This is a genomic window from Ruegeria sp. HKCCD7628 (assembly GCF_057221005.1).
On the sequence record NZ_JBWVBA010000012.1, the window covers coordinates 22227 to 46017 of the forward strand.

Sequence of the window (23791 nt, forward strand, 5' to 3'; positions counted from 1 at the left end):
GATCTTCGAAACCGGAAACGAAAGCTGGCGCTTTAAAAAACAGCGGAAAACGTTAATACCAAACCCCGCAGGCCCGCCACAACTGCGTTAAATGGAGGTTGCGCGGCGCCAGGCCTGTTCATCACTAAGGCGATCAAAATTGGATGACGACTGACATAGCCTTGATTTTGTAAGCGTTGCATGTAGCCCCGGACCAGGGTCTTTCGACGACAGAACCGTCGCAGTAAATTGGCCTCACGAACATGATACAGCACCCAAAACGATGGCTGGTTTCTTCAGCAAGTCTTTAGAGATTTGATCGCAGCGAAGTGAACTGATCAGCTTGTCCGTTGTTTGTAATAGGTGTCTTTGTGCACAATTAGCCCATCGCGATAGGTCAGGATGTCGACGCTGAGGAACTCTTCTTTCGAACCATCCTTATGCGTCGCGGTGCGCCGGTATTCACAGTAGGCTTTGTTGCCCGAGATCGCGCAGTCTAGCGTTTCCCAGTGCACGTTTTCGACTTTTTCGAACAGCGCAGAAAATGCACCCCGGATCGTTTCGGCGCCTTCCAGACGCACTCCATGCTCGTCCGGTCCGACGGCGTGATCAAATGTGGCGTCGTCTGCGAAATGCTTCATAACGGCATCGATGTCATTGGCATTAAACGCGTCGCCGACGGCGTCGACGAGGTCTCGGGTCAAAGCGGTCATGATTGCGGTCCTTTTCCTTGAAGCATATCGCAAGTGTGCGTGAAGAACGGGCTTGCCGGGTCGACAAGCACGTTCAATTCGTCAAAGTGATCGACGTCCGGGACGATGTAGAGGCCGACCTCGCGGTCTGCGGTCCCATATTTTTCGACATACATCCGAGCTTGCCGGTGAAATTCGTCGGTTTCCGCGCCACCGACAACGACCAGCTGCGGTGCATTCGTGATTGGCGGGTGGTTGGTCATCGGGCTTTCCGCTTCGGCCTCTTTCGGCGTCATCCGGATACCGGCATTCAGCGCTTCAGTCAGGCGCACCGGTTCCAGATAACTGAGCGGGGACACCGGGATGCCGGATTTGATCAGGTCTGCAGGAAGATCGTCGCCAAGCGAGGGCCAATCGGTCGCCATCATCATCTGCGTAATATGGCCGCCAGCTGAATGACCCATCACGGTGATACGGTTTGGATTAAGACCCAAATCACGCGCATTGCGCCAAATAAAAGCCATCGCTTCGCGGATTTCTTCGGAAATACGCGTGATGGTTACCGATGGGCACAGGTCATAGCCGACGATTACAACATTGCACCCTGCCGCGACAAAGGGCGGAGCGATGAAGCTGTAAATCGACTTGTCGCCGCGTTGCCAATAGCCGCCATGGACATACACCAGTGTTGGGGCATCCACATCCGGACAGCGGAAAACATCGAGCTTTTGTTTTTCACCTTCGCCATAGCGGATATCGAGGCTGCAATCGGATGTGGCGCGCGCGGCCTCGCTGTCGCGGCTCCATGCGGGAATGACAGTCTCTTCATAGTCAGGCCGCCCTGCCCGCAGATTGTATTGCGCGTCGAACTCATCAGGACTGAAGCGGGTGTGATAGGTCAGATGATCTTTCATGGCGAAGCCTCGGGTTGGGGTGCTGGGAAAAATGCACCACGGCAATAGACAAGTGGGGGGATGGGCACGTGGGTGTAGTTAACGACACGACCCAGAAGGATTTCATGATCGTCGGCATCGACCCTGCTGTGAACCGTGCATTCCAATTGCGCCGACGCTCCGGGGATCAGCGGGGTCGCGGTTCCAACGGTCCATTCGGTATCGGTAAACCGGTTTTCGACATCACTGGCGAAGTGCATCGCCAGGTCTTTCTGATCGACCGACAGGATATTGACGGCGAAATGATCGCATTGCGACAGCGTCGGAAAGACCCGGCCAGACTTTGCGATGCAAACCGAGATTACCGGCGGCTGCAACGAGACCGACGTAAAGGAATTGGCCGTCAATCCCCATGGCGCGCCGTCTGCGTCATAGGTGGCAACGATTGTCACCCCCGTCGGAAAGGCGCCAAGGGCACGGCGATAGTCTCGGACGTCCATCATAGCACCCCTTCGCTGGCACAGGCTTTTTCCAGCGCAGCCCATTCATCGGGGTTGGTCCCGAAATGGCGCATGACGTGATCGCGGTACGCGGAGCGGGTCGCGAGTCGCTGGTACCAGGCCTCGACATTTGGCAAGTACGGGCGGTCGACCTCGACGTTGAAGTAACGATAGGCCACACAGCCCAAGGGAATATCGGCCATCGTAAAGCTGTTGCCGCAGATATAGGCGCGATCTGCCAGATGTTGATCCAGAAGGGTCAGGGCCTGATGCGCCTCATCACGCAGCTTTGCGATCTTTTCCGGTTCGCGCTGGTCGGGTTGCGTGCGCACTGTTGCGAAGAACAGATAGATCACTGGCCCAAAGGCGCGGCTGGCCGACCACTCCATCCACTGATCCGCCATCGCGCGGGTCTGGAGGTCGGACGGGCTCAGCGTTCCCGCCCCGTAGCGGTCGCATAGGTAGCGCACGATGGCGAGGCTTTCCCACAGCGCAAAGTCTCCATCCCGGATAGCCGGGATCATCCTGTTGGGATTGATCTGAGCGTACTTATCGGTGTCGAGCTTGCCAAAGCTGCCCCCGGCCAGTTGCAGCGTGTAGTCCAACCCCAGCTCATTCGCCGTCCAGATCACCGGAATGACGTTCGATGAATAGGGACGCCCCCATATCTCAAGCATGTTCCGGCATCCTTTTCTGAGCGATAGATTGCGTGCCAAACTTGGGAACCACGTGCTCGAACAGGCGATGCCAGCTGGCGAGGATCTTTTCGTAAGGCACACCGGTATATTGCTGCATCAGCATGAGGTGATCGAGGCCGATGGTTTCCTGCCGCTCGGCAAAGCGATCCGCGACGTATTCGGCATCGCCCACCACAATGATCCCGCGCTTGTTGAGGAAATCAAACCAGTCCATATCCTCATCTTCGGGCGTCATCTGTTCGCCGACATCCAGATAGCCATGCTTGGTCCATTCCCCTTTGGGACGCGACCCGCCGAGGAATTCATAATAGGCATTGATCGGGCCGCGGATCGTGTTCACTGCCTCTTCCATGCTTTCACCGACATAAAACGCCGTGCAAACACCAACGCCCTCGCCCAGCTTTACTTCACGCCCTTCGCGTTGCGACAGGGCCTGACGATAAGGCTCCCAACAGGCCAGCGTTGCCTTGGGACCCGCCGCCATCGAGATCACGCCCCAGCCTCGTTCGCCTGCCAGTTTGAACGTGGGCGGAGCGTTCGACATCAGCCAAACCGGCGGATGCGGGTTGGAATAGGGGCGCGGATGCACATACATCGCTTTGTATTCGCCGTCTTCGTCGTGGTAGCGCGGGTCCAGAGGATCAAAGAACCGGTTGGTCTCTTTCCATCCGGGAACCGGGAACTGATAGAACTCTCCGTGATGGGTGAACGCCTCGTTGGTCCAGGCTTTCAGGATAATCTCAAGGCTTTCCTGATACAGTCGCATCACCTTAGCATTGTCGCGCCGGTCCGCGTCCTTTTTGAACTGGACGGTCGAGCGTTCGTTAATGCCCTTGGCAACGCCAAAATCAAACCTGCCTTGGGTCATATTATCCAACATTGCAGCATCTTCGGCGACACGCAGGGGGTGCCAATCGGGCAAGATGATGGGGGCTGTGCCAACCCGCAGTATCTTGCAGTGCGCGGCCACATGCGTACCCATCTGGATCGGGTTGGGCGGCGCATTCATATAGCCATTGTGAGCAAAGTGATGCTCGGTAAACCATGCGGTCGTGAAACCAGCCTGCTCGGCTAAGGAACACTGTTCGAGGATCATTTCCAGCGTGCGCGCCCATGGAATCGTCTCGCCGGGGCTGAAATTGGCAATCAAATCAAAGCGCATAGCTTCCTCCCGTGCAGTCCAAGCGTGGTTGATTTTTCCCCTATATTTCAACTAAGTTGATTTTGTATCGATAAGTCAACTGAAATCATTTATCCTGAAGACATGAAAAATGACGTGTCCCAGACCGATGCCCAAAGGCTTGGCAGTGAAATTCGCGAAGTACGTAAAGCGCGTGGACTGACCCTGCAGCACCTGTCCGAAGCGGTGTCATGTTCCAAAGCCTATCTCAGCAGGATTGAACTTGGCGCGGCCAAGGTATCAGAGGACCTGCTTGCAGAAATTAGCGATGCGCTGGCTGTTGACCCGGGTTGGTTCTTTCCCACACAGGCGGGAGAAGGCCCGCTGGAACGCAAGCACGTCGTGCGACGCGAAAACCGCAGGGCGCTGTCTGCGATGTATACGCGGTCAACAGATGAACTGGGCTTTGAGGACGAATTACTTTCCAGCACGTTGTCCGGCCAGTGTTACCTGATACTGTCTCGATTCCGTCCCGGCGCAGGACAACCGCCCGAGCCGCTGGAAGGTTATTCCTTTGAAGGTGAGCAACACGCCATCGTCCTAAACGGTGAAGTTGAACTGCGTCTCGGGGACGAGATCATTTCTTTGCGTGAAGGAGATAGCTTCTCTTACCCGTCCATGATCGCGCACCGCTTTCGCAACAAGACAGAAAAAGAAGCGACAATGGTCTGGGCGATGTCACCTATACGCATCACCTGGTGACGTTTGGTCTTGTTAAAGGCTATCCAAGAAAAGCTATGCGTATGTAGCGGTCGCAAACGTTTTGGCCGCCGTTCGTCCCACCTGCTTGCATTCGACGGTGACCAAGGATTTAAGTTCGGGCATTGCTACCGTCCGCTCTGTCAATTCGAGCAGCAGCGAGCTGCGTATTTAAGATTTTCTTGTTTGTTAAGACAGCAATGATCCCGCTTCGGGACAAAAAGTGGCGTAGATTTTATTGAAAGTGCTGACGACTATTCGGTCAGACGGACGGCCTTGTAAAGCTGCCGAAACCGCGTCAATCTTTCGAACAACGGTGCCAAATCTGCGGGCTCGAACCTGTCGGTTGATGGCGGTTGAACTGCAAGATCAGTTCTCTCCAAAGCGCCTAAACCCAAAGCTGCCAGCCTTGCCGCACCATAAGCCGGACCGGAATCTGCCCCAGCTGACCGCACAATTGGCTTTCCGGTCACCGTCGCGATCAGCCTCAACAACAGATCTGATTTGCTGCCTCCTCCTATCGCCGCGAGCTCCGGCAAATCTTCGATTGTGCCGCCGAAACTCTGCGCCGCATCGGCAAAGCAGAAAGCAATCGCCTCTACCACGGAACGGCAGATGTCTGCGCGTGTTGTGGAATCCTCCAGTCCAAAGAAACAGGCTCGGATATGCGGGTCGCCATGAGGGCTGCGCTCACCCGTCAGATAAGGTAGAAAGACTGGAACTCGATCCCTGCTGGCCGTTTCAGCAAGCGCGACAACCTCGGCCGCGGACAGTTCCAACTGGCTGCCTATCCATGAAATCGGCCGTGCACCATTCAACATTGCTGCCATTTGATACCATCGGTCGGGCAGTGTGTGCGCAAAAGCATGCACATAACGTTCGGGGTTCGGCTTGTAGCTGTGATCTGCCACAAACAACTGGCCAGAAGTCCCCAGGGATATAAATCCGCGACCCGGTTCGGTGGCGCCCAAAGACACAGCGCCTGTTGCTGCGTCTCCGCCTCCGGCAACAACTGGAGTTCCAGGTTTCAAGCCGGTCTCAGTCGCGGCTTGCGCTGTCACAGTCCCAACGACACTGTGCCCATCGAACACCTGCGGCAGCCAATCCAATGCTACATCTGTGGCTTCGGCGATACCTGCGTGCCAGCCGCGCGACGCCTGATCGAGCCACATTGTCCCAGCAGCATCGGACGTATCAGTTCCCAATTCGCCATGCAGCCGTAAACCGATGTAGTCCTTGGGCAGCAGGATGTGAGCCAGTTGGGCATAGTGCTTTGGCTCATGCTGTTTTAGCCATGTAATCTTGGGCGCGGTGAAGCCCGGCAAAGGGAGGACCCCAGCGGTTTGACCAATCTGCGGCAAGGCCTGTCGCAGTTCGTCGCATTCCTGCGCCGCTCTGCTGTCATTCCACAGGATTGCCGGGCGGATTGGGCGCAGATCACGGTTCAGCATTACGGCTCCGTGCATCTGACCTGACAACCCGATTGCCTTCACCTCTGACAGTTTGGCTTGCTTAGAAAGCTGGCCTAAAGCGTCGCGTGTCGCCTGCCACCAAAGATCCGGGTGCTGCTCTGACCAACCGGGTTTAGGAGAAGAGGTCTTTGTACTCACCGAAGACGTTGCAAGAATTCGACTGGAATCCGCGCAGACAAGCTTGACCGCTGACGTGCCGATATCGATCCCGAGATACATTCAAACCCCTTACCTGCACAAAAGTCCGGAACTTGTCTTGCTATTGATCTTTTTAGCGCGCGCAAAGAATATGTAAAAATAGGATAAGATCAAGGCGGCTGAGATCCGCAGGCAGACTGGCATGACCAAGATAAAGAATATGGAAGAATTCGCAGCCCTCAGCGGGATCTCGCGTCCCACTGTGTCTAAATACTTCCACGATCCAGACAGTGTTCGCCCATCGACGAGGGCTCGCATCGAAGAGGCGCTGGAGCGGTTCGACTACCGTCCGAACATCTATGCTGTGAACCAGAACCGTAAACTGACAAAGAATATTGGCATCGTCGTGCCCTATTTGGCCGATCCATTCTTTGCCGAAATTGCGCGGTATCTTGAGCAAAGCTGTATCGCAGCGGGGTATCGCCCGTTTCTGTTCAGCTCTCACGGTGAACAAAAGTTGGAAAACGAAATCCTGGACGGTTTGCAATCTTTGAAACCAGCAGGCGTGTTGTTTGCGCCCTTGGGACGTATCTCAGACAAATCTGCAATTGAGAAATTCTGCGCTAGCGTGCCGACAGTTCTGTTTGACAGCAACCTCGACGGTTTGGGCGCAGCGTTTATCGGGTCCGATAATTTCAGCTTTGTGTCTCAGACCGTGGAATACATGACCCGTACTGGCGAGCCGCCTTCGTTCTTCGAAATGCGGACACCTGCAAACCCCAATGCAAACAAACGGCGAAAAGCTTATATCGAGGTGATGGAACGTCTGGGTTTTGAGCCGCATGTGATCAAAATCGAAGGCACTGGTTGGGCCTTTGAAGAGATTGGGCGGCTGGGCGCGCTCAAGGTGCTGGATGAACGCAAGTTGCGCACGGATTCAGTTCTGTGCAGCAATGACCGATTGGCCATCGGCTTTCTGGCGGCGTGCTTTGAACAGGGGATTCGCGTCGGGCGAAAAGACGATTGCGCTTTGCGTGTGGCTTCAAATGACGATCATCCCTTTGCAAAATTTACCTGCCCGTCACTGACTACCGCGGCGCACGATTATGATAATGTGGCGGCGCGAAGCGTCGAAACACTTTTCGAACTCATTGAAAACGGAGGGAAATTTGAAAATCGGACGGAGACTCTTTTCCCGGCTCGGTTGGTTTTAAGAGAATCCGCATAACACTACAAAATTAACGCGCGTAAAGTTTTTATTGACTGCGCGACAATTTGCGATCTAACCTCTCTGCACGACATCCAAGCTCAGGGAGGACAGGGATGTATCTGAAGCACGCACTTCGTGCGGCGACTGCAATGACTTTCGTCGCAACGGCAGCGGCCCATGCGCAATCCATCACTATCGCGACTGTAAACAACGGCGATATGATCCGGATGCAGGGCTATACAGACAAATTTACCGAAGCGACTGGAATTGACGTCGAGTGGGTAACGCTGGAAGAGAACGTCTTGCGCCAGCGCGTCACCACCGACATCACCACCAAGGGCGGTCAGTTCGATATCATGACAATCGGGATGTACGAAACCCCGATCTGGGGTGCGAACGGCTGGCTGGTTCCGCTGGATGGTTTGTCCGAGGACTATGACGTTGGCGATATCCTGCCCGCAATGTCAGGCGGCCTGAGCCATGAAGGGACGCTCTACGCGGCGCCGTTCTATGGCGAAAGCTCGATGATCATGTATCGCACCGACCTGATGGAAAAAGCAGGCATGGAAATGCCCGAAGCGCCAAGCTGGCAATTCATCAAAGAGGCCGCGGCGGCCATGACCGACCGTGACGCTGACATCAACGGTATCTGCCTGCGCGGCAAAGCCGGTTGGGGCGAAGGTGGCGCGTTCATCACAGCCATGTCCAACTCGTTTGGCGCGCGCTGGTTTGACGAAGACTGGAAGCCCCAGTTCGACCAGCCAGAATGGGCCGACACGCTGAATTTCTACGTTGAAATGATGTCGGAATCTGGTCCCGCAGGCTATGCCACAAACGGGTTCAACGAGAACTTGTCCCTGTTCCAGCAGGGCAAATGCGGCATGTGGATCGACGCGACCGTTGCGGCGTCATTTGTGACCAACCCCACAGACTCGACCGTAGCGGATAGCGTTGGTTTTGCACTGGCACCTGACACCGGATTGGGCAAGCGCTCCAATTGGCTTTGGGCTTGGGCATTGGCTATTCCGGCCGGCACACAGCAGGAAGACGCAGCCAAACAGTTCATCGAATGGGCAACGTCCAAAGACTACATTGAGCTGGTTGCCGAAAACGAAGGTTGGGCAAATGTTCCGCCGGGTGCGCGCACCTCTTTGTATGAGAACCCGGAATACCAGAAGGTTCCCTTTGCCAAGATGACGCTGGACTCGATCCTGTCCGCTGATCCGAACAACCCGACGGTCAAGCCGGTTCCATATGTTGGTATCCAGTTCGCTGCGATCCCGGAATTCGCAGGCATCGCGACCCAGGTCAGCCAAGAGTTCTCGGCGGTCTATGCCGGGCAGCAAACGGTCGAGGAAGCACTGGCCAAGGCACAGGCGTTTACCGCAGAAGAAATGGAAGCCGCAGGGTACTGAGGTCTTCTCCCCGCGGGCGGGCAGTAATCTGCCCCCCGCCTTACCCTTCCACAATTCGCGTTTTTCTCGCAGGCTGAGTTACGCCTGAACAGAGAGGGTTTGCGTTATGGCTACTCAACATTCCCGATCCGTTGCTCGCCTGATGATGGCACCTGCAGTGGTCCTGCTACTTGGCTGGATGCTCGTGCCGCTGACGATGACGCTATATTTTTCCTTCAAGAAGTACCTGCCTCTGCGGGGCGGTGATCTGGGCTGGGTCGGTTTAGACAACTATGTTCGATTTGTTTCATCCAGTTCATTCTGGCCGGCAGTTCAAGCAACACTTGTGATTGTCGGAGGGGTCCTTGTCATCACTGTTGTTCTGGGCATCCTTCTCGCGATGCTTTTGGATCAACCGATGTGGGGTCAAGGTGTTGTCCGCATTCTTGTAATCGCTCCATTCTTCGTCATGCCCACTGTGTCCGCTTTGGTCTGGAAGAACATGTTCATGGACCCGGTCAACGGCCTGCTGGCGCATCTGTGGCGCTTTTTCGGGGCCGAGCCAGTCTCATGGCTGTCCGAAGCATCCATGACCTCGATCATCATGATCGTTTCGTGGCAGTGGCTGCCCTTTGCGACGCTGATCTTACTGACCGCTATCCAATCTCTGGACAGCGAACAGCTGGAAGCGGCCGAAATGGATGGCGCACCGGTTCTGAAGCGCTTCTACCACATCATTCTGCCGCATCTGAGCCGCGCGATCACCATCGTAATCCTGATCCAGACAATCTTCCTTTTGTCGATCTTCGCCGAGATCTTCGTGACCACCGGCGGCGCATTCGGCACCCGTACACTCACCTACCTGATCTTCCAGCGTGTGTTGGAGAGCCAGAATGTTGGTCTCGGATCAGCCGGAGGTGTCTATGCAATCATCTTAGCCAACATCGTAGCGATCTTCCTGATGCGCATCGTCGGCAAGAACCTGGACGCGTGAGGAGGTAAGACCATGGCCCGCACCGTCACAACCCGCCGCAAATCGCTCAATACCGCCTTGGCCTGGGCCGTTGGTCTGCTGATCTTTTTCCCGATCCTCTGGACCATCCTGACCAGCTTTAAGACCGAGGCGCAGGCGATCGCCAGCCCACCGCTGTTTTTGAACTTCAACTGGACGTTGGAAAACTACGCCATCGTGCAGGAACGCTCGGACTATATGCGGTTCTTGTGGAATTCGGTCATTATCGCCGGAGGCTCGACTGTTCTGGGTGTCATCATCGCGGTGCCCGCCGCATGGGCAATGGCCTTTGTGCCGTCCAAGCGCACCAAGGACATTCTGCTGTGGATGCTGTCCACCAAGATGTTGCCTGCAGTTGGCGTTCTCTACCCGATCTACCTGCTGTTCATTCGGCTGGGCCTGCTGGATACGCGCGGAGGGCTGGTCGTTGTCCTGATGCTGATCAACCTGCCGATCATCGTCTGGATGCTCTACACCTATTTCCGTGAAATCCCCGGCGAAATTCTGGAAGCCGCGCGGATGGACGGGGCGACGTTGAAAGAGGAAATCCTCTATGTGCTGACCCCCATGGCCATCCCCGGCATCGCCTCGACCGTTTTGCTGAACTTCATCCTGGCCTGGAACGAGGCATTCTGGACCCTCAACCTTACTGCCGTCGACGCGGCCCCGCTGACGGCCTTCATCGCCAGCTATTCCAGCCCCGAAGGCCTGTTCTTTGCCAAGCTTAGCGCAGCTTCGACAATGGCAATCGCACCAATCCTGATCCTTGGCTGGTTCAGCCAGAAACAACTTGTCCGCGGCCTGACCTTCGGCGCTGTGAAATAAGGAACACGACACATGGGACGTATTCAACTCAAGTCCGTGACCAAAAGCTTCGGCGATGTGCAGGTCATTCCGCCGCTGGACCTGACCATCGAAGATGGCGAGTTCACCGTCTTCGTCGGCCCCTCAGGCTGCGGTAAATCCACCCTTTTGCGTCTGATCGCTGGATTGGAGGATATCACCTCGGGCTCTATCGACATTGACGGCGCGGACGCCACCGATGTCCCGCCCGCGAAACGAGGGCTGGCGATGGTGTTCCAGTCCTATGCTCTGTATCCCCATATGACCGTGCGCAAGAACATCGCCTTTCCCCTTCGTATGGCGAAACTGGATCAGGCCGAGATCGACAAGCGCGTCGAAGGCGCCGCCAGCGTCCTGAACCTGACCGACTATCTGGACCGCCGTCCAGGACAACTATCGGGCGGCCAACGCCAGCGGGTTGCCATCGGGCGCGCGATTGTGCGCGAACCGGCGGCATTTCTGTTCGACGAACCTTTGTCGAACCTCGACGCGGCGCTGCGGGTCGGCATGCGGCTGGAGATTAGCGAATTGCACGAACGCCTCGCCACCACCATGATCTACGTGACCCATGATCAGGTCGAAGCCATGACGATGGCCGACAAGATCGTCGTCCTTCAGGCCGGAGTAATCGAACAAGTTGGCAGCCCGCTAGAGCTGTATCGGACACCGCGCAACCTGTTTGTTGCGGGTTTCATTGGCTCCCCAAAAATGAACTTCATTGAGGGCGACGAGGCCGCAAAACACGGTGCTCAGACCATCGGAATACGGCCTGAACATATCACAGTCTCAGAAACCGAAGGGGACTGGTCCGGGGTGGTGAGCGTTTCCGAACATCTGGGTTCGGATACATTTTTCCATGTCCACGAGACCGGGCTGGCTGACACAATCACTGTCCGCGCTGATGGCGAGGTCGGTTTCCGTCACGGCGACCGCATTCACCTGACACCACGCGCCGATGTGATACACCGGTTTGATGCCAAAGGCTTGCGGATCGAATGACACGTCTGGCTGGCAAAACCGCCCTGATTACTGGGGCCGCGCGCGGCATAGGGCTGGCCTTTGCGAAAGCCTATGTTGCGGAGGGAGCACGTGTCGCCATAGCCGATATCGACATCCAGCGTGCGCAGCAAGCCGCGACTGAGATCGGTACTGCGGCTTTGGCCGTGGAAATGGACGTGACAAACCAGCCGAGTATCGACGACGCCATCGCCTGCACCGCAGCTCAATTCGGCCCGATCGATATTTTGATCAACAACGCAGCGATCTTCACCGCCGCCCCGATTGTTGAGATTGAGCGCGCCGACTACCAACGTGTCTTCGACATCAACGTCGCCGGCGCCTTGTTCACCATGCAGGCCGTCGCGCGCCATATGATCGCGCATGGCACCAAGGGCCGTATCATCAACATGGCGTCACAAGCAGGGCGGCGCGGTGAGCCTCTGGTCGCCGTTTATTGCGCCAGCAAGGCGGCGATCATTTCCCTGACTCAATCTGCAGGGCTGAACCTGATCGCACACGGGATAAATGTGAACGCCATATCTCCGGGTGTGGTGGATGGCGAGCACTGGGACGGGGTAGATGCGTTCTTCGCAAAACACGAAGGAAAACCCCCGGGACAGAAGAAATTAGAAGTGGCCGCAGAAGTTCCCTACGGCCGCATGGGCCGGGCCGAAGACCTGACCGGGATGGCGGTGTTTCTCGCCTCGGACGAGGCAAAATACATCGTTGCACAAACCTACAATGTCGATGGCGGAAATTGGATGAGCTGATGAGCCCTGTGACACACGCAACCCCACCGATCCAACTGCGGCGAGACAAGCTTGCAGAGCTGCCATCTACCGTTGGAACTCCTAGCTATCAGCATTCGGACTTGACGCCCGGTATCGTTCATATCGGCCTTGGTAATTTCCACCGTGCCCATCAGGCTTGGTACATTCATCAGCTCATGCAGCAAGGCAAGGCCCGCGATTGGGCCATCATCGGAGCAGGAGTACGCAGTTATGACGCTGAAATGCGCCAGAGGCTGCTAGCGCAGGGCTACCTGACCACTCTGATTGAGCTAGACCCTAAAGGCGTATCGGCGGAAGTCATAGGCCCGATGATCGACTATCTGCCGATTGAGGCAGGAAACGCTGCACTGGTCCGCGGGATGGCTGATCCGTCTATCCGCATTGTATCTTTAACTGTGACTGAGGGCGGCTATTTTCTGGATGCCAACACCGGCGCTTTCGACGCGGATCACGATGATATTCTCCACGATGCGGCAAACCCAAATCGCCCCCGCACCGCTTTCGGCGCAATTGTTGCAGCGCTCGGGATACGTCGTGCAAATGGCTTGACCCCCTTCACCGCGCTGAGCTGTGATAACCTGCAAGGCAACGGCACTATCCTTCGAAACTGTATCGTTGGGTTAGCGCGCCTGTCGGATCCTGATCTTGCCGATTGGATCGACCGGAACGGCGCATTTCCCAATTCGATGGTAGACTGCATCGTGCCAGCGACTACAGATCAAGTGATTTCTCAATGCCACGCGCTTGGTGTTGACGACCACGCCCCAGTTTCACATGAGAACTTTCGCCAATGGGTCATCGAAGATGACTTTTGTGCAGGGCGTCCACCTTTTGAACAGGTTGGGGGCACACTGACCGATGATGTTCACAGATACGAGGCATTGAAGCTACGCATATTGAACGGAGGCCACCAACTGCTTGCGAATGTTGGCGAGATACTAAATGTCCCGACGATTTCAGCCTGCATGCAAGACTCCGACATACTTGCGTTTTTTAAAAAGGTTCAAATCGAAGAAATTCTACCCCATGTCGACGCTGTTCCTGGAACGACCCCGCAAGAGTACCTTGGGCTGGTTGAACGTCGATTTGAAAACACGGCAATTCACGACACAACGCGTCGGGTCGCGTTCGACGGATCGGCGCGTCACCCTGGGTTCGTGCTGCCGTCGATACGCGATGCAATTGCTTCAGGCGCTTCCATAAAAGGACTAGCTCTAGCTGAAGCTTTATGGTGCAGGATGTGCGCTGGGATTCGCGAGGATGGCTCAGAAATCGCCGCCAATGATCCTGTTTGGGAAGATCTGAGAAAAACTGCGCTAGCAGCCAAAACTGATCCCGGACTTTGGCTTGCCCAGGATCTGTATTGCGGGGAATTCGGCGATGGCTCAAAGTTTGCCGTAGCCTTTGACCATTGGTTAGGCGGGATTTGGAAAAATGGGAGCAGAGCGGCCCTAGCTGAATATACTTCTCATAGCTCTTCTTCGAACTAGCTTCCCGCAATTCCAATCAAGCAGCTGGGGCGCACACTGGTTCTAGCCAAGTAAAACAACGTCAATTTTTGAGACAGTACCTAACAAACTATGCAGCTACAGTGATTTTCAGCTTCGCGCTCAGCCTTAAGTTTAGACATGTCTGCTTCAGGTCGAGGCCAGTCATCAGCAACCAATGAGCCAACGGCAATCCTAAGACAGGACATCACCGGTGCGGGGTTGCGACCAGCGGTTTCAACAATTTCCAAGCCGCCATCAATGATCACTTTGATCAACGCCGGATAGTCCGGTGCGTTGACAGTTGGCAGGAAGGTGACGTTCACGGCGACTGGTTTATCGGACATGTCCTTGCATTGCGCGATCTCATAGGCGAGGTCGGCGGGCGTCTTTTGCGTCAGCCCCGTGATGGTGCCCAAACCACCTGCGCAGCCGAGGCGACTTGGTTGGAAGATGATGATGTTATCTTCGGCATCGTGGTGAACGGTCAGGCGCGCGCCTATCCTCGGAGGATAATGGAAGTACGTGAAATGGTGAATGACACACTCGGGGGGCGTGATCTTGGTATTCCCTACTGCACGCTTTGCGGAGCCGCGCAAGCCTACTTTACTGATCGATTACCGGCAGGTGTAAAGCGGCCCATTTTACGAACGTCTGGCCTGCTTATCCGCTCGAACAAAGTCATGTATGACATCGAAACACATTCTGTTTTTCACACATTCCTTGGCAAGGCCGTGACGGGCCCATTGGCTGATATCGGGCTCCAATTGGAACAAGCGACGGTTATCACGACTAATTGGGGTTCTTGGCGCGAGGCTTATCCGAACACAACGGTCCTGGTTGAAGCTTTGGCCCTAGGTCGCGACTTCAACCTGCGCGAAACACGCGACGCGAATGGCCCAATATTCCCGATAGGAGACGTCGATCCACGCCTGCCTGTGCACGAAGACATAATCGGCACAATCACGGCCAACGGAACTCCAGTCGCCTTTCCCCGTGCAACAGCCGTGGCTGCATTGGTTGCAGGGCAAGACGTCGCGTTTGAAGACGTGAGATTGGAACTATTTGCAGAGGGTGTAAGGGCTATCGGATTAAACGGCGAAGAACGGTTGAGCCATCAGGCCTTTTGGTTTGCTTGGTCGCAGTTTTACTCGGAGACCGTCTTATGGACCGAATAGAGTGAACGTTTGCTTCGTGAGAGCTGCACTGCATCGGCAAGCGCATCGGTCAAGGTCCGGAACGGGCCGCAAGTGACAACTTGCTGATTATCTGAAGGATGGGACCAAATTCGAAATCCAGAAAACTGTGTAGGACGTAATGTACGTATAGAGACAATTAAGAGGTCGCGATGTTTCGTTCATACTTGCTGGCAACGGCAATTGGCTTTCTTTCGACCGGAGCGCTCCATGCTGGACTTGAGGTGCGCTTTGTCGAGGGTGCGATTTGGGTTCCTCGACCCTGAGAGTAGACCTTTCGCCATCTTCCGACCGTCTGATTTTTGATGTGTCGGAGGCTGGCGCAGGGATGGAGGTGTTTCAACCTCTTGAAGTTATCGATGGCGCAGAAGCTTTGCTCGATGTGCCTTCGGTTGTGGACGGACAGGACTTCATTGACCTCCAGATTGTGTCCCTCCAGATCGGATCCAGTATTTCCTTTACCATCGACGTCGATGACACCATCGGTCAGAGGGAGATCACTGTCAGCGGTTCAGAGATTGCCGGCGCCAAAGTGACATATGCGAAAGAAGGTGAAAGCAGTAACGCGGTTTTCTCTTCTGACGCGCAAACCTTGCTGTCGATCCCAGATTGCTGATGGCCGTTCGTGTGGTTAAGTCATACGAATGAGGTTTCAAAGATGACAAAACTGTTGATACGGGTTGGCTTCTTAGTCCTCGTGTTGGGTGGTGGCATCCTGATAGGAGCACTGACTGCACCGGGTGCATGGTACGCGAACCTATCCAAACCCGTGTTCAACCCGCCCAACTGGATCTTTGCTCCGGTTTGGTCGCTGCTCTATGTACTAATCGCCTGGGTGGGATGGCGTCAGTTCGAGGCGGATAAAAGCTCTGTCAAAATGAAGCTATGGTGGGCGCAAATGGGCTTGAACTTCCTATGGTCACCAGTCTTCTTCGTGTTGCATCTGCCTTGGTTCGCCTTCGTTGTCATTCTATCGCTGTTGATCGTGATTGCCGCCTTCATTCAACAGGTACGCAGATCAGATCCGATCGCAGTGTTGGCCTTTCTACCGTATCTGACCTGGGTAGCCTTCGCTTCGGCATTGAACCTATTGATCGCGATTTTGAATTGAACACACGCAGAGTGCGTACCACTACCTACGTCTGACTGCTTCACGGAAGTCGGAACCCGTTCACTTGGACAGGTACTTGGTGCGGGCTAGTTATATCTGCATCACGCAATAAGTGAGTGAGGGCATGGCAAGTGCAAGTGCAAGTGGTATGGTTCAAACGGGACTTGCGTGTGGAAGATCATCGGGCACTGGCACGAGCCGCTCAGCTTGGACCAACTTTGCCAATATACGTTGTCGAACCAGAGCTTTGGCAACAGCCGGATGCCTCCGCAAGGCACTGGAGTTTTGTTTCTGAAACACTCACAGAATTAAGGGCAGATCTTGCTCGGTTGGGCCAGCCTTTGGCTCTGCGGTTCGGTCCAATTGTAGACATTTTGGATGAGTTAAAGCAGGCCGGGCTGTTGCACGCTCTTTGGTCCCACGAAGAGACCGGTAACGATTGGACCTATCAGCGAGATCTGAAAGTTGCCGCATGGTGCCGAGAACAGGGGGTGCCCTGGACCGAAGTACAAAACCATGGCGTCTGGCGAAAACTCAGATCGCGGGATGGGTGGGCGACCCGCTGGGACAGGCTTATGGCTGAGCCAATCACACCTGTGCCCGCATTGCCGCCAGTTGACCTTGAACTCGGGCACATACCGACGGCACGCGATCTGGGCTTGGCTAGCGATCCTTGCCCGCAACGTCAGGCCGGGGGTAGACGCGCCGGTTTGGAGCGCCTTGCTAGCTTTCTGGCCAGTCGCGGTCAGAACTATCAGTGCGAGATGTCCAGCCCGGTGTCGGGTGCAGAGGCGTGCTCCCGGCTTTCTCCGTATCTCGCCTGGGGTGCTCATTCGATGCGTGAGGTTACGCAAGCCTGCGACGCGCGTCGTCGGAGCCTTCCGCAAGGGGCGCGAAACTGGCAAAAATCTTTGCGCTCTTTCTCTGGTCGGCTGCACTGGCATTGCCACTTTATCCAAAAGCTTGAAGACGACCCCCTGATCGAATTTGAGAACTTGCACTCGGTTTACGACGGTCTGCGTCCGCAAACCCCAAGCACCGAGCTTCTAGGCGCATGGAGTGCGGGGGAAACCGGATATCCGTTTTTGGATGCATGTATGCGATCTCTACAGGCGACGGGATGGCTTAACTTTCGGATGCGCGCGATGGTAATGGCGGTGGCAAGTTATCATCTATGGCTGGATTGGCGTGCACCTGGACTGCATCTGGCGCGTATGTTCACCGACTATGAACCTGGCATACATTGGAGCCAGGTCCAGATGCAATCGGGCACTACGGGCATCAATACAGTGCGCATCTACAACCCGGTCAAACAAGGATATGATCAGGACCCGGCTGGGATATTCATCCGAAGATGGTTGCCTGAACTTGCTGAAATTCCCGATAGATACATTCATGAGCCTTGGAAGTATGAGGCTTCAACCCAAGTGGTCGGGCGACGCTATCCTGTTCGTATTTTTGACCACCTTGCGGCGGCAAAAGCCGCACGCAAACGAGTCTGGGCAGTACGACGTGGCCCCGAGTTTCGCTCGGAGGCCCAAGCGATTGTTGCCAAACACGCCAGCCGAAAGACAAACCGCAAACAACGCTCGAAAAAGGACACTGCAACCCAATTGAGCCTGCCCTTCGGAGATGCTCTATGAAAATGCGTAAGAAATCTGATCTGCCCCAGAAAACCTGCACCAGATGCGGTCGTCCGTTCACATGGCGCAAGAAATGGGCGAAGGTTTGGAATGAAGTCCGCTATTGCTCTACCCGGTGTCGGCGAGCGCCATGAGCGGTGTGCTTCCGGGACTAGCCTTTAGCGACGAACCGATCGCGTTCACCCCAACACGTGCAGCCGGGTTGCAACGTCTTGAGCGCTTTGCGGCGCGCACCGGTCGCCATTACGCAAGCACGCGAAACTACGACTTCGGCGCTGAACGGCGCACGAATGTTTCGGCTTTGTCACCTTGGATACGGCATCGGCTCATAACTGAAGAAGAAGTGCTGATACGTGTACTAGCCTCGCATCGCCTCGGGCAGGCTGAGAAATTCGTGCAAGAGGTATTTTGGCGCACATATTTTAAGGGCTTTCTGGAACAACGACCCAGTGTCTGGTCCATGTACCAATCCGAATTGGTCAAAAGCTATCAAGCGTTGGAATCTGATCCAAGCCTGCAGTTGACCTACAGCCAGGCCGTGTCCGGCGCGACCGGAATCGACTGTTTCGATCACTGGGCGACAGAGCTGATCCGAACGGGATATTTGCACAACCATGCGCGCATGTGGATGGCGTCGATCTGGATTTTTACGCTTCGCTTGCCATGGGAACTGGGTGCGGATTTCTTTCTCAGGCATTTGCTCGATGGTGATCAGGCGTCGAATACACTCAGTTGGCGATGGGTCGCTGGGTTGCACACGAAAGGCAAAACCTACCTGGCCCGCCCCGAGAACATCGAGAAGTATACCAACGGTCGTTTTAGTCCGACAGGTCTTGCACGAGTGGCTGTTCCTTTGACTGAAGCTGCCAATCACCCAAGGCGACCAATCGCGCCATGCAACGCGCCACCTTCGGCACCTTATTTGCTTTTGCTGACCGAAGAAGACCTAAGTAGTTACGATATTATGCCGCACGAACCGGCAGGTGTGTTGGGTCTGCTGGCGACTCATGGTCGGTCTCCGCAGCCAATTGGCGAGGCGGCGCAAAGATTTACGAAGGACGCATTGCGCGGCATTCTGGCGAGCACTGACGTGCAGCCTCAATCCGCCGATGACTGGAGTGTCCCAATCTTCGCGGCCGCCCAGCGGATCGGGGTCAGAACCGTCGCCACCGCCTATCCTCCCATTGGTCCCGTACGGGCGCGTCTGGATCGAGCCGAATCCAAATTGGCCGAGGCGGGCGTGCTACTGCATCGGGTAAGACGCAACCACGATAGTATCGCTTGGCCCTACGCCAATGCGGGCTTCTTCAAGTTGAAAACGAAGATCCCCACCATTCTGGCAAATCTTAACTTGTTGCGATGAAGCGGCGCGCGCCGCATAGCCGACGATCGCCGACCCGACAAATGATCAACCATTTGCCAAAGGAGCCACGCGGCATAGTTCGTTGGTAAATACAGCGCTCCGGAACGACCATGCCCATTGCCACGATCCTTCTGCCCAACCAGCTTTTTGCCGATCATCCGGGCTTTTCAGAGCCCCCGGATCAGGTGATTCTGTTCGAGGATCCGCTCTTCGTTGACGATGCGAGATATCCTGCGCGGATGCATAAGCAAAAGCTCTGGCTCCATCGCGCCAGCATGGCACGCTATCATCAGGATTTGATCGCCAAAGGCTTGAACGCCGATATCTACCTTTATGAGAAGCGAACAGATGCGTGCTTGGGTCTGTTGCAACAGCTGGCCAGGGACGGTGTCGATCGCGTGGTGATGGCCGACCCAGTGGACTTCATCGCTCAAAGCCGCTTGAAAAAGGCTGCGGAGGCCGTGGGCATCTCTCTGGAAATACGCCCATCACCCGGCTTTCTGAACACACCAGCAGATAACGCAGAGTGGATCAACGGCCGCAAACGTTGGTTTATGGCCGAGTTCTACAAAAGCCAGCGCCGTCGTCTGGATGTATTGATGGACGGTGATCAACCTTTGGGTGGCCATTGGAGCTTTGACGAAGACAATCGCAAAAAGGTTCCCAAAGCGATGCTCGGGAGTCTGCCCTGGATTGATTGGCCAGCACATGACGCCATTGATCACGCTGCAAAGAATAGTGTGATCGCAGATTTTCCGGATGCGCTCGGATCGTTGGACACGCTCTACTACCCGACATCCCACAGAGCGGCTGCGGATTGGTTGAAACAATTCCTGGAACGTCGATTTGATCGGTTTGGGGACTTCGAAGACGCCATCGTCGAAGGGGAAAGCTGGTTGTGGCACGCCGTTCTGACCCCCGCGCTGAACATCGGGCTGCTGACGCCCAGACAAGTACTGGACGCGACGCTTGAACACGCACAGACACGGGATATCCCCCTCAACTCGGTCGAGGGGTTTGTCCGACAGATCATTGGCTGGCGAGAGTTCATGCGCGCCACCTATGAAGACCTCGGCGTCGACATGCGGACCACAAATCATTGGGGCCACAGCCGTAAGATGCCCGCCTCGTTTTACGATGGCACCACGGGCATCGACCCGATTGACGACACAATCAGGCGCATTCTGCAGACCGGCTATTGCCATCACATCGAACGTCTGATGGTGCTGGGTGGTTTCATGTTCCTTTGCGAGATCGACCCTGATGAGGTCTATCGCTGGTTCATGGAGATGTTCGTAGACAGCTATGACTGGGTCATGGTCCCAAACGCCTATGCCATGAGCCAGCATGCAGATGGCGGACTTATCACCACCAAACCCTATTTTTCGGGTTCAAACTACATCCGAAAGATGAGTCATTGGAGCAAAGGACCTTGGGCAGAGGTCTGGGATGGCCTGTATTGGCGTTTTATCTTCAAACATCTGGATAAACTTGCACACAATCCGCGCTGGTCAATGATGTGTCGAGCAGCAAGGCGGATGAATGCGGAGATCAAGGAAAAGCATCTAAGCGTTGCGGATGCTTTCCTGGATCAGCAGCCCTGAAAGAGCTATCGGGCATCGATCTATGAATTACCCGGTTCTACTAGGAAATCCATCCTAGGAAAGATAGACAGCCGACCATCTGAGCCATAGGCGACCGAACGAAGACGCTGCCTTCTCCCTCGGGCAACCCTATTTGACAATACCTTGTGCTCAGCTGCGCCTGAGGGCTGCACAAATATTGTCGAATAGCATTGCCTCGCCCCCATCCGCGTTCGCCACGTGACAGATCAGCAGTAACAGGCGCCTTCGGCGTCTGATCTGCAAATCAGCCCTTAATTTGCCCAAAAGGAAGTCAGGATCAACGCAAACAGATCCTTCTCCAACACTGGACGCCACCCGCATTGCCGCAACACTTCGTTATTCGATATCAAATGCGATTCAATTGCATTTTCTTTCGCGTCAGGCAGGAGATGTGGGCTGCTGGCGGACTACGGACGCTTCTCTTTTCCGTTGCGCATCCCTGACCAGGGCGGCAAGCCGATAGAAACCGTGAGCCATTTTTGTGTAGGGCGTAAGGAAGAAGAGCGCCAGGACTGATCCAAGATGGACAGCAAGCAACACGGGCATAATTGCCGACCAACCGAAAGCGTAGAGAACAAGCCCGCTTAACGCTACAAAGCCAAGCAGTAAGATGAATCCGATATCTCCACCCCAAGCTGAGACGTCGCCAAGATTGCGGTCCGACTTCTGTTTCAACAGGACCATCGCGCAGCAACCGAGAGTGAGCAAAACGCCCCCTTGTACGCCAAACAGCTTTGGCAATGACCAGAACCCGTAAGGTGCGTGATGGTCGAACCCGTAGTGCATGATCGTAGCTACTGAGGTTGAGGCAAAACACAGCAAAAACCCGTACATGATTGCATGATGCACGTGGCGGCGGGCGTGGCTAAATCGGTCTTCGTCCTCGAAATTGCAACCCTCGCCGTGGCCTGCGGCCAAGTCCTGCATCTTGCCAGCGCGTTTGAACGCAGCTGTCAGATCAGACATTTGGATAGGTTTGCCACCAACCTCCGTCCAATAGCGCCTCAGGCTGATAGCCAAGCTAAAGAGTGGCAACAAGAATGCAGGCGCAAAGATGGCGACCATCGCATTGTGGGACAGGACAGCATAGAACCCCTCTCCTCCGCTTGATCCAATGGCGCGAATTGCCCAGAACAACAGGGCAAATCCAATCACCAGAGCCAAGGCAATAGCCCCGCCGTGAGTGTGAAACCGGCGCGCCAGAGGCTGCGGCCAGGCGAAGCTTTCCCAGCTGTCCCGCCGCACTTCGGCCAGAGCTTTCGGCAGGTTCAGGTCAAACTCGTGCGGAGCTGTGTACTGACAGGCGTAGTAGCACCCCCTGCAGTTGTGACACAGGTTGGCCAATTGCGTGATGTCCCCATCCGAGAACGCGCGTTCCGCGTGCAGCGACGGGAAGACCGAACAATAGCCCTCGCAGTAGCGGCAGGCGTTGCAGATCTCGGCCTGACGGCGGGCTTCTTGAATAAGATCAGTTTGCATAAGCGGCTGCCTCACGTCCTGCAATGCGTCCAAAAACGGTTCCAATGGTCATGCCGAAACCGGCCAGATACCCCTGCCCCAGGATCGAACCCGCCATCGTCTCGCCCGCGGCCCATAGGTTTTTTATCTTGCCGCTGGGAGTCGAACACTGAGCCGTATCGTCGACCTTCAGCCCCAGATAGGTAAAGGTAACGCCAGTGCGCAGCGAGTAACCATAGAATGGCGGTTCGGAGATCGGGCGGGCCCAGTTGGTCTTGGGTGGGGTCAGACCGGAGGTCGTTACTCCGTCCAACTCGGTTGGATGAAATCCATTGGTGTCGCCGCATGCTTCGTTGAATTCAGCAACGGTTGCCTTCAGCTTGTCGGCAGGCAGGTCCATCATTCCAGCCAGGTCTTCCAAGGTATCCGCCTTTAGCGGCGGAAAGACCGAGGGCATGAACAGGTTCAGCGACTTGGCATCGATGATCACGTAGCCAACTTGACTCGGCTGCGCCGCCACCAGACGTCCCCAGATCGCATAGCGCTTGGGCCAAACGTCTTCGCCCTCGTCATAGAACCGCTCGGCATTCTTGTTCACGACGATTGAAAACGGAACGCAGTCCAAACGGGTAACGATGCCTCCGTCGAACTTCGGCGCACGCCCGTCAATGGCGACAGCGTGGCATTGGGTTGGATCGCCGACACTCTCGACGCCTTGATCCAAAAGATCAGCCAGCACAACCCCCCGGTTATATGGAGTACCCCGGATCAGGAAGTTCTTTGCAGGTTCACCCCATGCACGGGTCAGCCAATCGGTGTCGGCCTGAAACCCGCCCGAGGCAACGATGACCGCTTTGGGCGTGATGCGATGAGACTGGCCTGCATAGGCGTAGTCGACCCACTCGATCCGATCACCATTCAACTCCAGATGCGTGACAGCAGCTTCGTACAGAACATCGACACCCAAACCCGCGGCAGTTCGGTAATAGGCGTTCACCAGAGACTTCCCACCCCCCATAAAAAACGCGTTGGTCCGCGCCAGCGACAGTGTCCCAGACAGAGAGGGTTGGAACCGCACACCGTGTTCTTCCATCCACGGCAGGCATTCCTCGGAGGTTCGGATCGCGAGGCGAGCAAGATGTTCGTCGGTTTTGCCGCCAGTGACCTTGAGCAGATCTTCAAGATACTCATCTTCACTATATTCTTCGATCAGAGGGCCCAGAGGAGCACCATGCATACAACGAAAATTGCGCGTATGGCGTGAGTTCCCCCCACGATAGGGTTTTGGTGCCGTCTCGAGGATCAGAACACGGGCGCCTGCCTCGGCAGCAGTCATCGCCGCGCAAAGGGCTGCATTCCCACCGCCGATCACAGCGATATCATAAGCTTCCTTTTGGGTTGCCATATC

Annotated in this window: 24 protein-coding genes; 15 read left to right on the forward strand and 9 right to left on the reverse strand. The window is 55.5% G+C overall.

Annotated elements, in window-relative coordinates:
- Window positions 1-317: 317 nt before the first annotated feature.
- The 5 genes from AC2TAD_RS19065 to AC2TAD_RS19085 are packed head-to-tail and all read right to left on the reverse strand — an operon-like array spanning window position 318 to window position 3924.
- Complete coding sequence (locus AC2TAD_RS19065) at window positions 318-692, reverse strand: nuclear transport factor 2 family protein (RefSeq protein ID WP_170337360.1); 375 nt, start codon at window positions 690-692, stop codon at window positions 318-320.
- A complete protein-coding gene (locus AC2TAD_RS19070) occupies window positions 689-1585 on the reverse strand; it encodes an alpha/beta hydrolase (RefSeq protein WP_480869628.1) in 897 nt (298 codons plus the stop codon). The genes AC2TAD_RS19065 and AC2TAD_RS19070 overlap by 4 nt, the downstream gene beginning before the upstream one ends.
- Entirely contained in the window at window positions 1582-2067 is a 486-nt protein-coding gene (locus tag AC2TAD_RS19075; RefSeq protein WP_480869630.1) for a flavin reductase family protein, read from the reverse strand. The genes AC2TAD_RS19070 and AC2TAD_RS19075 overlap by 4 nt, the downstream gene beginning before the upstream one ends.
- The gene (locus AC2TAD_RS19080) at window positions 2064-2741 is read right to left on the reverse strand and encodes a glutathione S-transferase family protein (protein ID WP_480869632.1); all 678 of its coding nucleotides are present in this window, start codon (window positions 2739-2741) and stop codon (window positions 2064-2066) included. The genes AC2TAD_RS19075 and AC2TAD_RS19080 overlap by 4 nt, the downstream gene beginning before the upstream one ends.
- Entirely contained in the window at window positions 2734-3924 is a 1191-nt protein-coding gene (locus tag AC2TAD_RS19085) for an LLM class flavin-dependent oxidoreductase (protein WP_480869635.1), read from the reverse strand. Before AC2TAD_RS19085 ends, AC2TAD_RS19080 begins: the two co-directional genes overlap by 8 nt.
- A 114-nt stretch (window positions 3925-4038) precedes the next feature.
- Here AC2TAD_RS19085 and AC2TAD_RS19090 point away from each other — a divergent pair, with 114 nt between their 5' ends.
- On the forward strand, window positions 4039-4644 hold the full coding sequence (locus AC2TAD_RS19090; protein ID WP_480869637.1) for a helix-turn-helix domain-containing protein: 606 nt from the start codon (window positions 4039-4041) through the stop codon (window positions 4642-4644).
- A 251-nt stretch (window positions 4645-4895) separates the two neighbouring features.
- Here AC2TAD_RS19090 and xylB read toward each other — a convergent pair whose 3' ends face one another.
- A complete protein-coding gene (gene xylB, locus AC2TAD_RS19095; protein ID WP_480869640.1) occupies window positions 4896-6332 on the reverse strand; it encodes a xylulokinase in 1437 nt (478 codons plus the stop codon).
- 121 nt (window positions 6333-6453) lie between these two features.
- On the opposite strand from xylB, the gene AC2TAD_RS19100 reads away from it, so the two are divergent.
- The 7 genes from AC2TAD_RS19100 to AC2TAD_RS19130 all read left to right on the forward strand — a co-directional run bounded on the left by AC2TAD_RS19100 (window position 6454) and on the right by AC2TAD_RS19130 (window position 13990).
- Window positions 6454-7479, forward strand: a complete 1026-nt coding sequence (locus tag AC2TAD_RS19100; protein WP_170356290.1) for a LacI family DNA-binding transcriptional regulator — start codon at window positions 6454-6456, stop codon at window positions 7477-7479.
- Window positions 7480-7574: 95 nt separating this feature from the next.
- Window positions 7575-8876 (forward strand): ABC transporter substrate-binding protein, encoded by a 1302-nt coding sequence (locus tag AC2TAD_RS19105; protein WP_170356289.1) that lies wholly within the window; start codon window positions 7575-7577, stop codon window positions 8874-8876.
- 106 nt (window positions 8877-8982) lie between these two features.
- Window positions 8983-9849, forward strand: coding sequence for a carbohydrate ABC transporter permease (locus tag AC2TAD_RS19110; RefSeq protein ID WP_170356288.1), 867 nt, complete (start codon window positions 8983-8985; stop codon window positions 9847-9849).
- 12 nt (window positions 9850-9861) lie between these two features.
- Complete coding sequence (locus AC2TAD_RS19115) at window positions 9862-10692, forward strand: carbohydrate ABC transporter permease (protein ID WP_170356287.1); 831 nt, start codon at window positions 9862-9864, stop codon at window positions 10690-10692.
- Window positions 10693-10704: 12 nt separating this feature from the next.
- Window positions 10705-11709 carry an ABC transporter ATP-binding protein gene (locus AC2TAD_RS19120; RefSeq protein ID WP_170356286.1) on the forward strand — a complete coding sequence of 335 codons (1005 nt, stop codon included), beginning with the start codon at window positions 10705-10707 and terminating at the stop codon, window positions 11707-11709.
- Window positions 11706-12479 carry an L-iditol 2-dehydrogenase gene (locus AC2TAD_RS19125; RefSeq protein WP_170356285.1) on the forward strand — a complete coding sequence of 258 codons (774 nt, stop codon included), beginning with the start codon at window positions 11706-11708 and terminating at the stop codon, window positions 12477-12479. The genes AC2TAD_RS19120 and AC2TAD_RS19125 overlap by 4 nt, the downstream gene beginning before the upstream one ends.
- Entirely contained in the window at window positions 12479-13990 is a 1512-nt protein-coding gene (locus AC2TAD_RS19130) for a mannitol dehydrogenase family protein (protein WP_480869645.1), read from the forward strand. Before AC2TAD_RS19125 ends, AC2TAD_RS19130 begins: the two co-directional genes overlap by 1 nt.
- An 80-nt stretch (window positions 13991-14070) precedes the next feature.
- Here AC2TAD_RS19130 and AC2TAD_RS19135 read toward each other — a convergent pair whose 3' ends face one another.
- Entirely contained in the window at window positions 14071-14334 is a 264-nt protein-coding gene (locus AC2TAD_RS19135; protein ID WP_480869648.1) for a hypothetical protein, read from the reverse strand.
- Window positions 14335-14343: 9 nt separating this feature from the next.
- Here AC2TAD_RS19135 and AC2TAD_RS19140 point away from each other — a divergent pair, with 9 nt between their 5' ends.
- The 7 genes from AC2TAD_RS19140 (at window position 14344) to AC2TAD_RS19170 (ending at window position 20904) form a co-directional block, all read left to right on the forward strand.
- On the forward strand, window positions 14344-15165 hold the full coding sequence (locus AC2TAD_RS19140; protein ID WP_480869650.1) for a DUF3179 domain-containing (seleno)protein: 822 nt from the start codon (window positions 14344-14346) through the stop codon (window positions 15163-15165).
- Window positions 15166-15430: 265 nt separating this feature from the next.
- Complete coding sequence (locus tag AC2TAD_RS19145; RefSeq protein WP_480869652.1) at window positions 15431-15799, forward strand: aggregation factor core; 369 nt, start codon at window positions 15431-15433, stop codon at window positions 15797-15799.
- Window positions 15800-15841: 42 nt separating this feature from the next.
- The gene (locus AC2TAD_RS19150; protein WP_480869654.1) at window positions 15842-16294 is read left to right on the forward strand and encodes a TspO/MBR family protein; all 453 of its coding nucleotides are present in this window, start codon (window positions 15842-15844) and stop codon (window positions 16292-16294) included.
- 131 nt (window positions 16295-16425) lie between these two features.
- Window positions 16426-17937, forward strand: coding sequence for an FAD-binding domain-containing protein (locus tag AC2TAD_RS19155; RefSeq protein ID WP_480869657.1), 1512 nt, complete (start codon window positions 16426-16428; stop codon window positions 17935-17937).
- Window positions 17938-17939: 2 nt separating this feature from the next.
- Complete coding sequence (locus AC2TAD_RS19160; RefSeq protein ID WP_480869766.1) at window positions 17940-18071, forward strand: DUF2256 domain-containing protein; 132 nt, start codon at window positions 17940-17942, stop codon at window positions 18069-18071.
- On the forward strand, window positions 18068-19300 hold the full coding sequence (locus AC2TAD_RS19165; protein WP_480869660.1) for an FAD-binding domain-containing protein: 1233 nt from the start codon (window positions 18068-18070) through the stop codon (window positions 19298-19300). The genes AC2TAD_RS19160 and AC2TAD_RS19165 overlap by 4 nt, the downstream gene beginning before the upstream one ends.
- A 110-nt stretch (window positions 19301-19410) precedes the next feature.
- Complete coding sequence (locus AC2TAD_RS19170) at window positions 19411-20904, forward strand: cryptochrome/photolyase family protein (protein ID WP_480869663.1); 1494 nt, start codon at window positions 19411-19413, stop codon at window positions 20902-20904.
- 399 nt (window positions 20905-21303) lie between these two features.
- Here AC2TAD_RS19170 and tcuB read toward each other — a convergent pair whose 3' ends face one another.
- Together tcuB and tcuA are read right to left on the reverse strand one after the other, a co-directional pair.
- The gene (gene tcuB / locus AC2TAD_RS19175) at window positions 21304-22404 is read right to left on the reverse strand and encodes a tricarballylate utilization 4Fe-4S protein TcuB (RefSeq protein ID WP_480869665.1); all 1101 of its coding nucleotides are present in this window, start codon (window positions 22402-22404) and stop codon (window positions 21304-21306) included.
- On the reverse strand, window positions 22394-23788 hold the full coding sequence (gene tcuA, locus AC2TAD_RS19180; protein ID WP_480869668.1) for an FAD-dependent tricarballylate dehydrogenase TcuA: 1395 nt from the start codon (window positions 23786-23788) through the stop codon (window positions 22394-22396). The genes tcuB and tcuA overlap by 11 nt, the downstream gene beginning before the upstream one ends.
- Between the last annotated feature and the right edge of the window lie 3 nt (window positions 23789-23791).

What these genes read in the sequence shown, in the direction of transcription:
- AC2TAD_RS19085 (WP_480869635.1), bottom strand. Translation starts at nt 3,924, where the DNA reads ATGCGCTTTGATTTGATTGCCAATTTCAGCCCCGGCGAGACGATTCCA.
- tcuA (WP_480869668.1), bottom strand. Translation starts at nt 23,788, where the DNA reads ATGGCAACCCAAAAGGAAGCTTATGATATCGCTGTGATCGGCGGTGGG.
- AC2TAD_RS19075 (WP_480869630.1), bottom strand. Translation starts at nt 2,067, where the DNA reads ATGATGGACGTCCGAGACTATCGCCGTGCCCTTGGCGCCTTTCCGACG.
- AC2TAD_RS19105 (WP_170356289.1), top strand. Translation starts at nt 7,575, where the DNA reads ATGTATCTGAAGCACGCACTTCGTGCGGCGACTGCAATGACTTTCGTC.
- AC2TAD_RS19065 (WP_170337360.1), bottom strand. Translation starts at nt 692, where the DNA reads ATGACCGCTTTGACCCGAGACCTCGTCGACGCCGTCGGCGACGCGTTT.
- AC2TAD_RS19165 (WP_480869660.1), top strand. Translation starts at nt 18,068, where the DNA reads ATGAGCGGTGTGCTTCCGGGACTAGCCTTTAGCGACGAACCGATCGCG.
- AC2TAD_RS19070 (WP_480869628.1), bottom strand. Translation starts at nt 1,585, where the DNA reads ATGAAAGATCATCTGACCTATCACACCCGCTTCAGTCCTGATGAGTTC.
- AC2TAD_RS19120 (WP_170356286.1), top strand. Translation starts at nt 10,705, where the DNA reads ATGGGACGTATTCAACTCAAGTCCGTGACCAAAAGCTTCGGCGATGTG.
- AC2TAD_RS19150 (WP_480869654.1), top strand. Translation starts at nt 15,842, where the DNA reads ATGACAAAACTGTTGATACGGGTTGGCTTCTTAGTCCTCGTGTTGGGT.
- AC2TAD_RS19160 (WP_480869766.1), top strand. Translation starts at nt 17,940, where the DNA reads ATGCGTAAGAAATCTGATCTGCCCCAGAAAACCTGCACCAGATGCGGT.
- AC2TAD_RS19115 (WP_170356287.1), top strand. Translation starts at nt 9,862, where the DNA reads ATGGCCCGCACCGTCACAACCCGCCGCAAATCGCTCAATACCGCCTTG.
- AC2TAD_RS19110 (WP_170356288.1), top strand. Translation starts at nt 8,983, where the DNA reads ATGGCTACTCAACATTCCCGATCCGTTGCTCGCCTGATGATGGCACCT.
- AC2TAD_RS19080 (WP_480869632.1), bottom strand. Translation starts at nt 2,741, where the DNA reads ATGCTTGAGATATGGGGGCGTCCCTATTCATCGAACGTCATTCCGGTG.
- AC2TAD_RS19170 (WP_480869663.1), top strand. Translation starts at nt 19,411, where the DNA reads ATGCCCATTGCCACGATCCTTCTGCCCAACCAGCTTTTTGCCGATCAT.
- tcuB (WP_480869665.1), bottom strand. Translation starts at nt 22,404, where the DNA reads ATGCAAACTGATCTTATTCAAGAAGCCCGCCGTCAGGCCGAGATCTGC.
- AC2TAD_RS19135 (WP_480869648.1), bottom strand. Translation starts at nt 14,334, where the DNA reads ATGTCCGATAAACCAGTCGCCGTGAACGTCACCTTCCTGCCAACTGTC.
- AC2TAD_RS19130 (WP_480869645.1), top strand. Translation starts at nt 12,479, where the DNA reads ATGAGCCCTGTGACACACGCAACCCCACCGATCCAACTGCGGCGAGAC.
- xylB (WP_480869640.1), bottom strand. Translation starts at nt 6,332, where the DNA reads ATGTATCTCGGGATCGATATCGGCACGTCAGCGGTCAAGCTTGTCTGC.
- AC2TAD_RS19100 (WP_170356290.1), top strand. Translation starts at nt 6,454, where the DNA reads ATGACCAAGATAAAGAATATGGAAGAATTCGCAGCCCTCAGCGGGATC.
- AC2TAD_RS19125 (WP_170356285.1), top strand. Translation starts at nt 11,706, where the DNA reads ATGACACGTCTGGCTGGCAAAACCGCCCTGATTACTGGGGCCGCGCGC.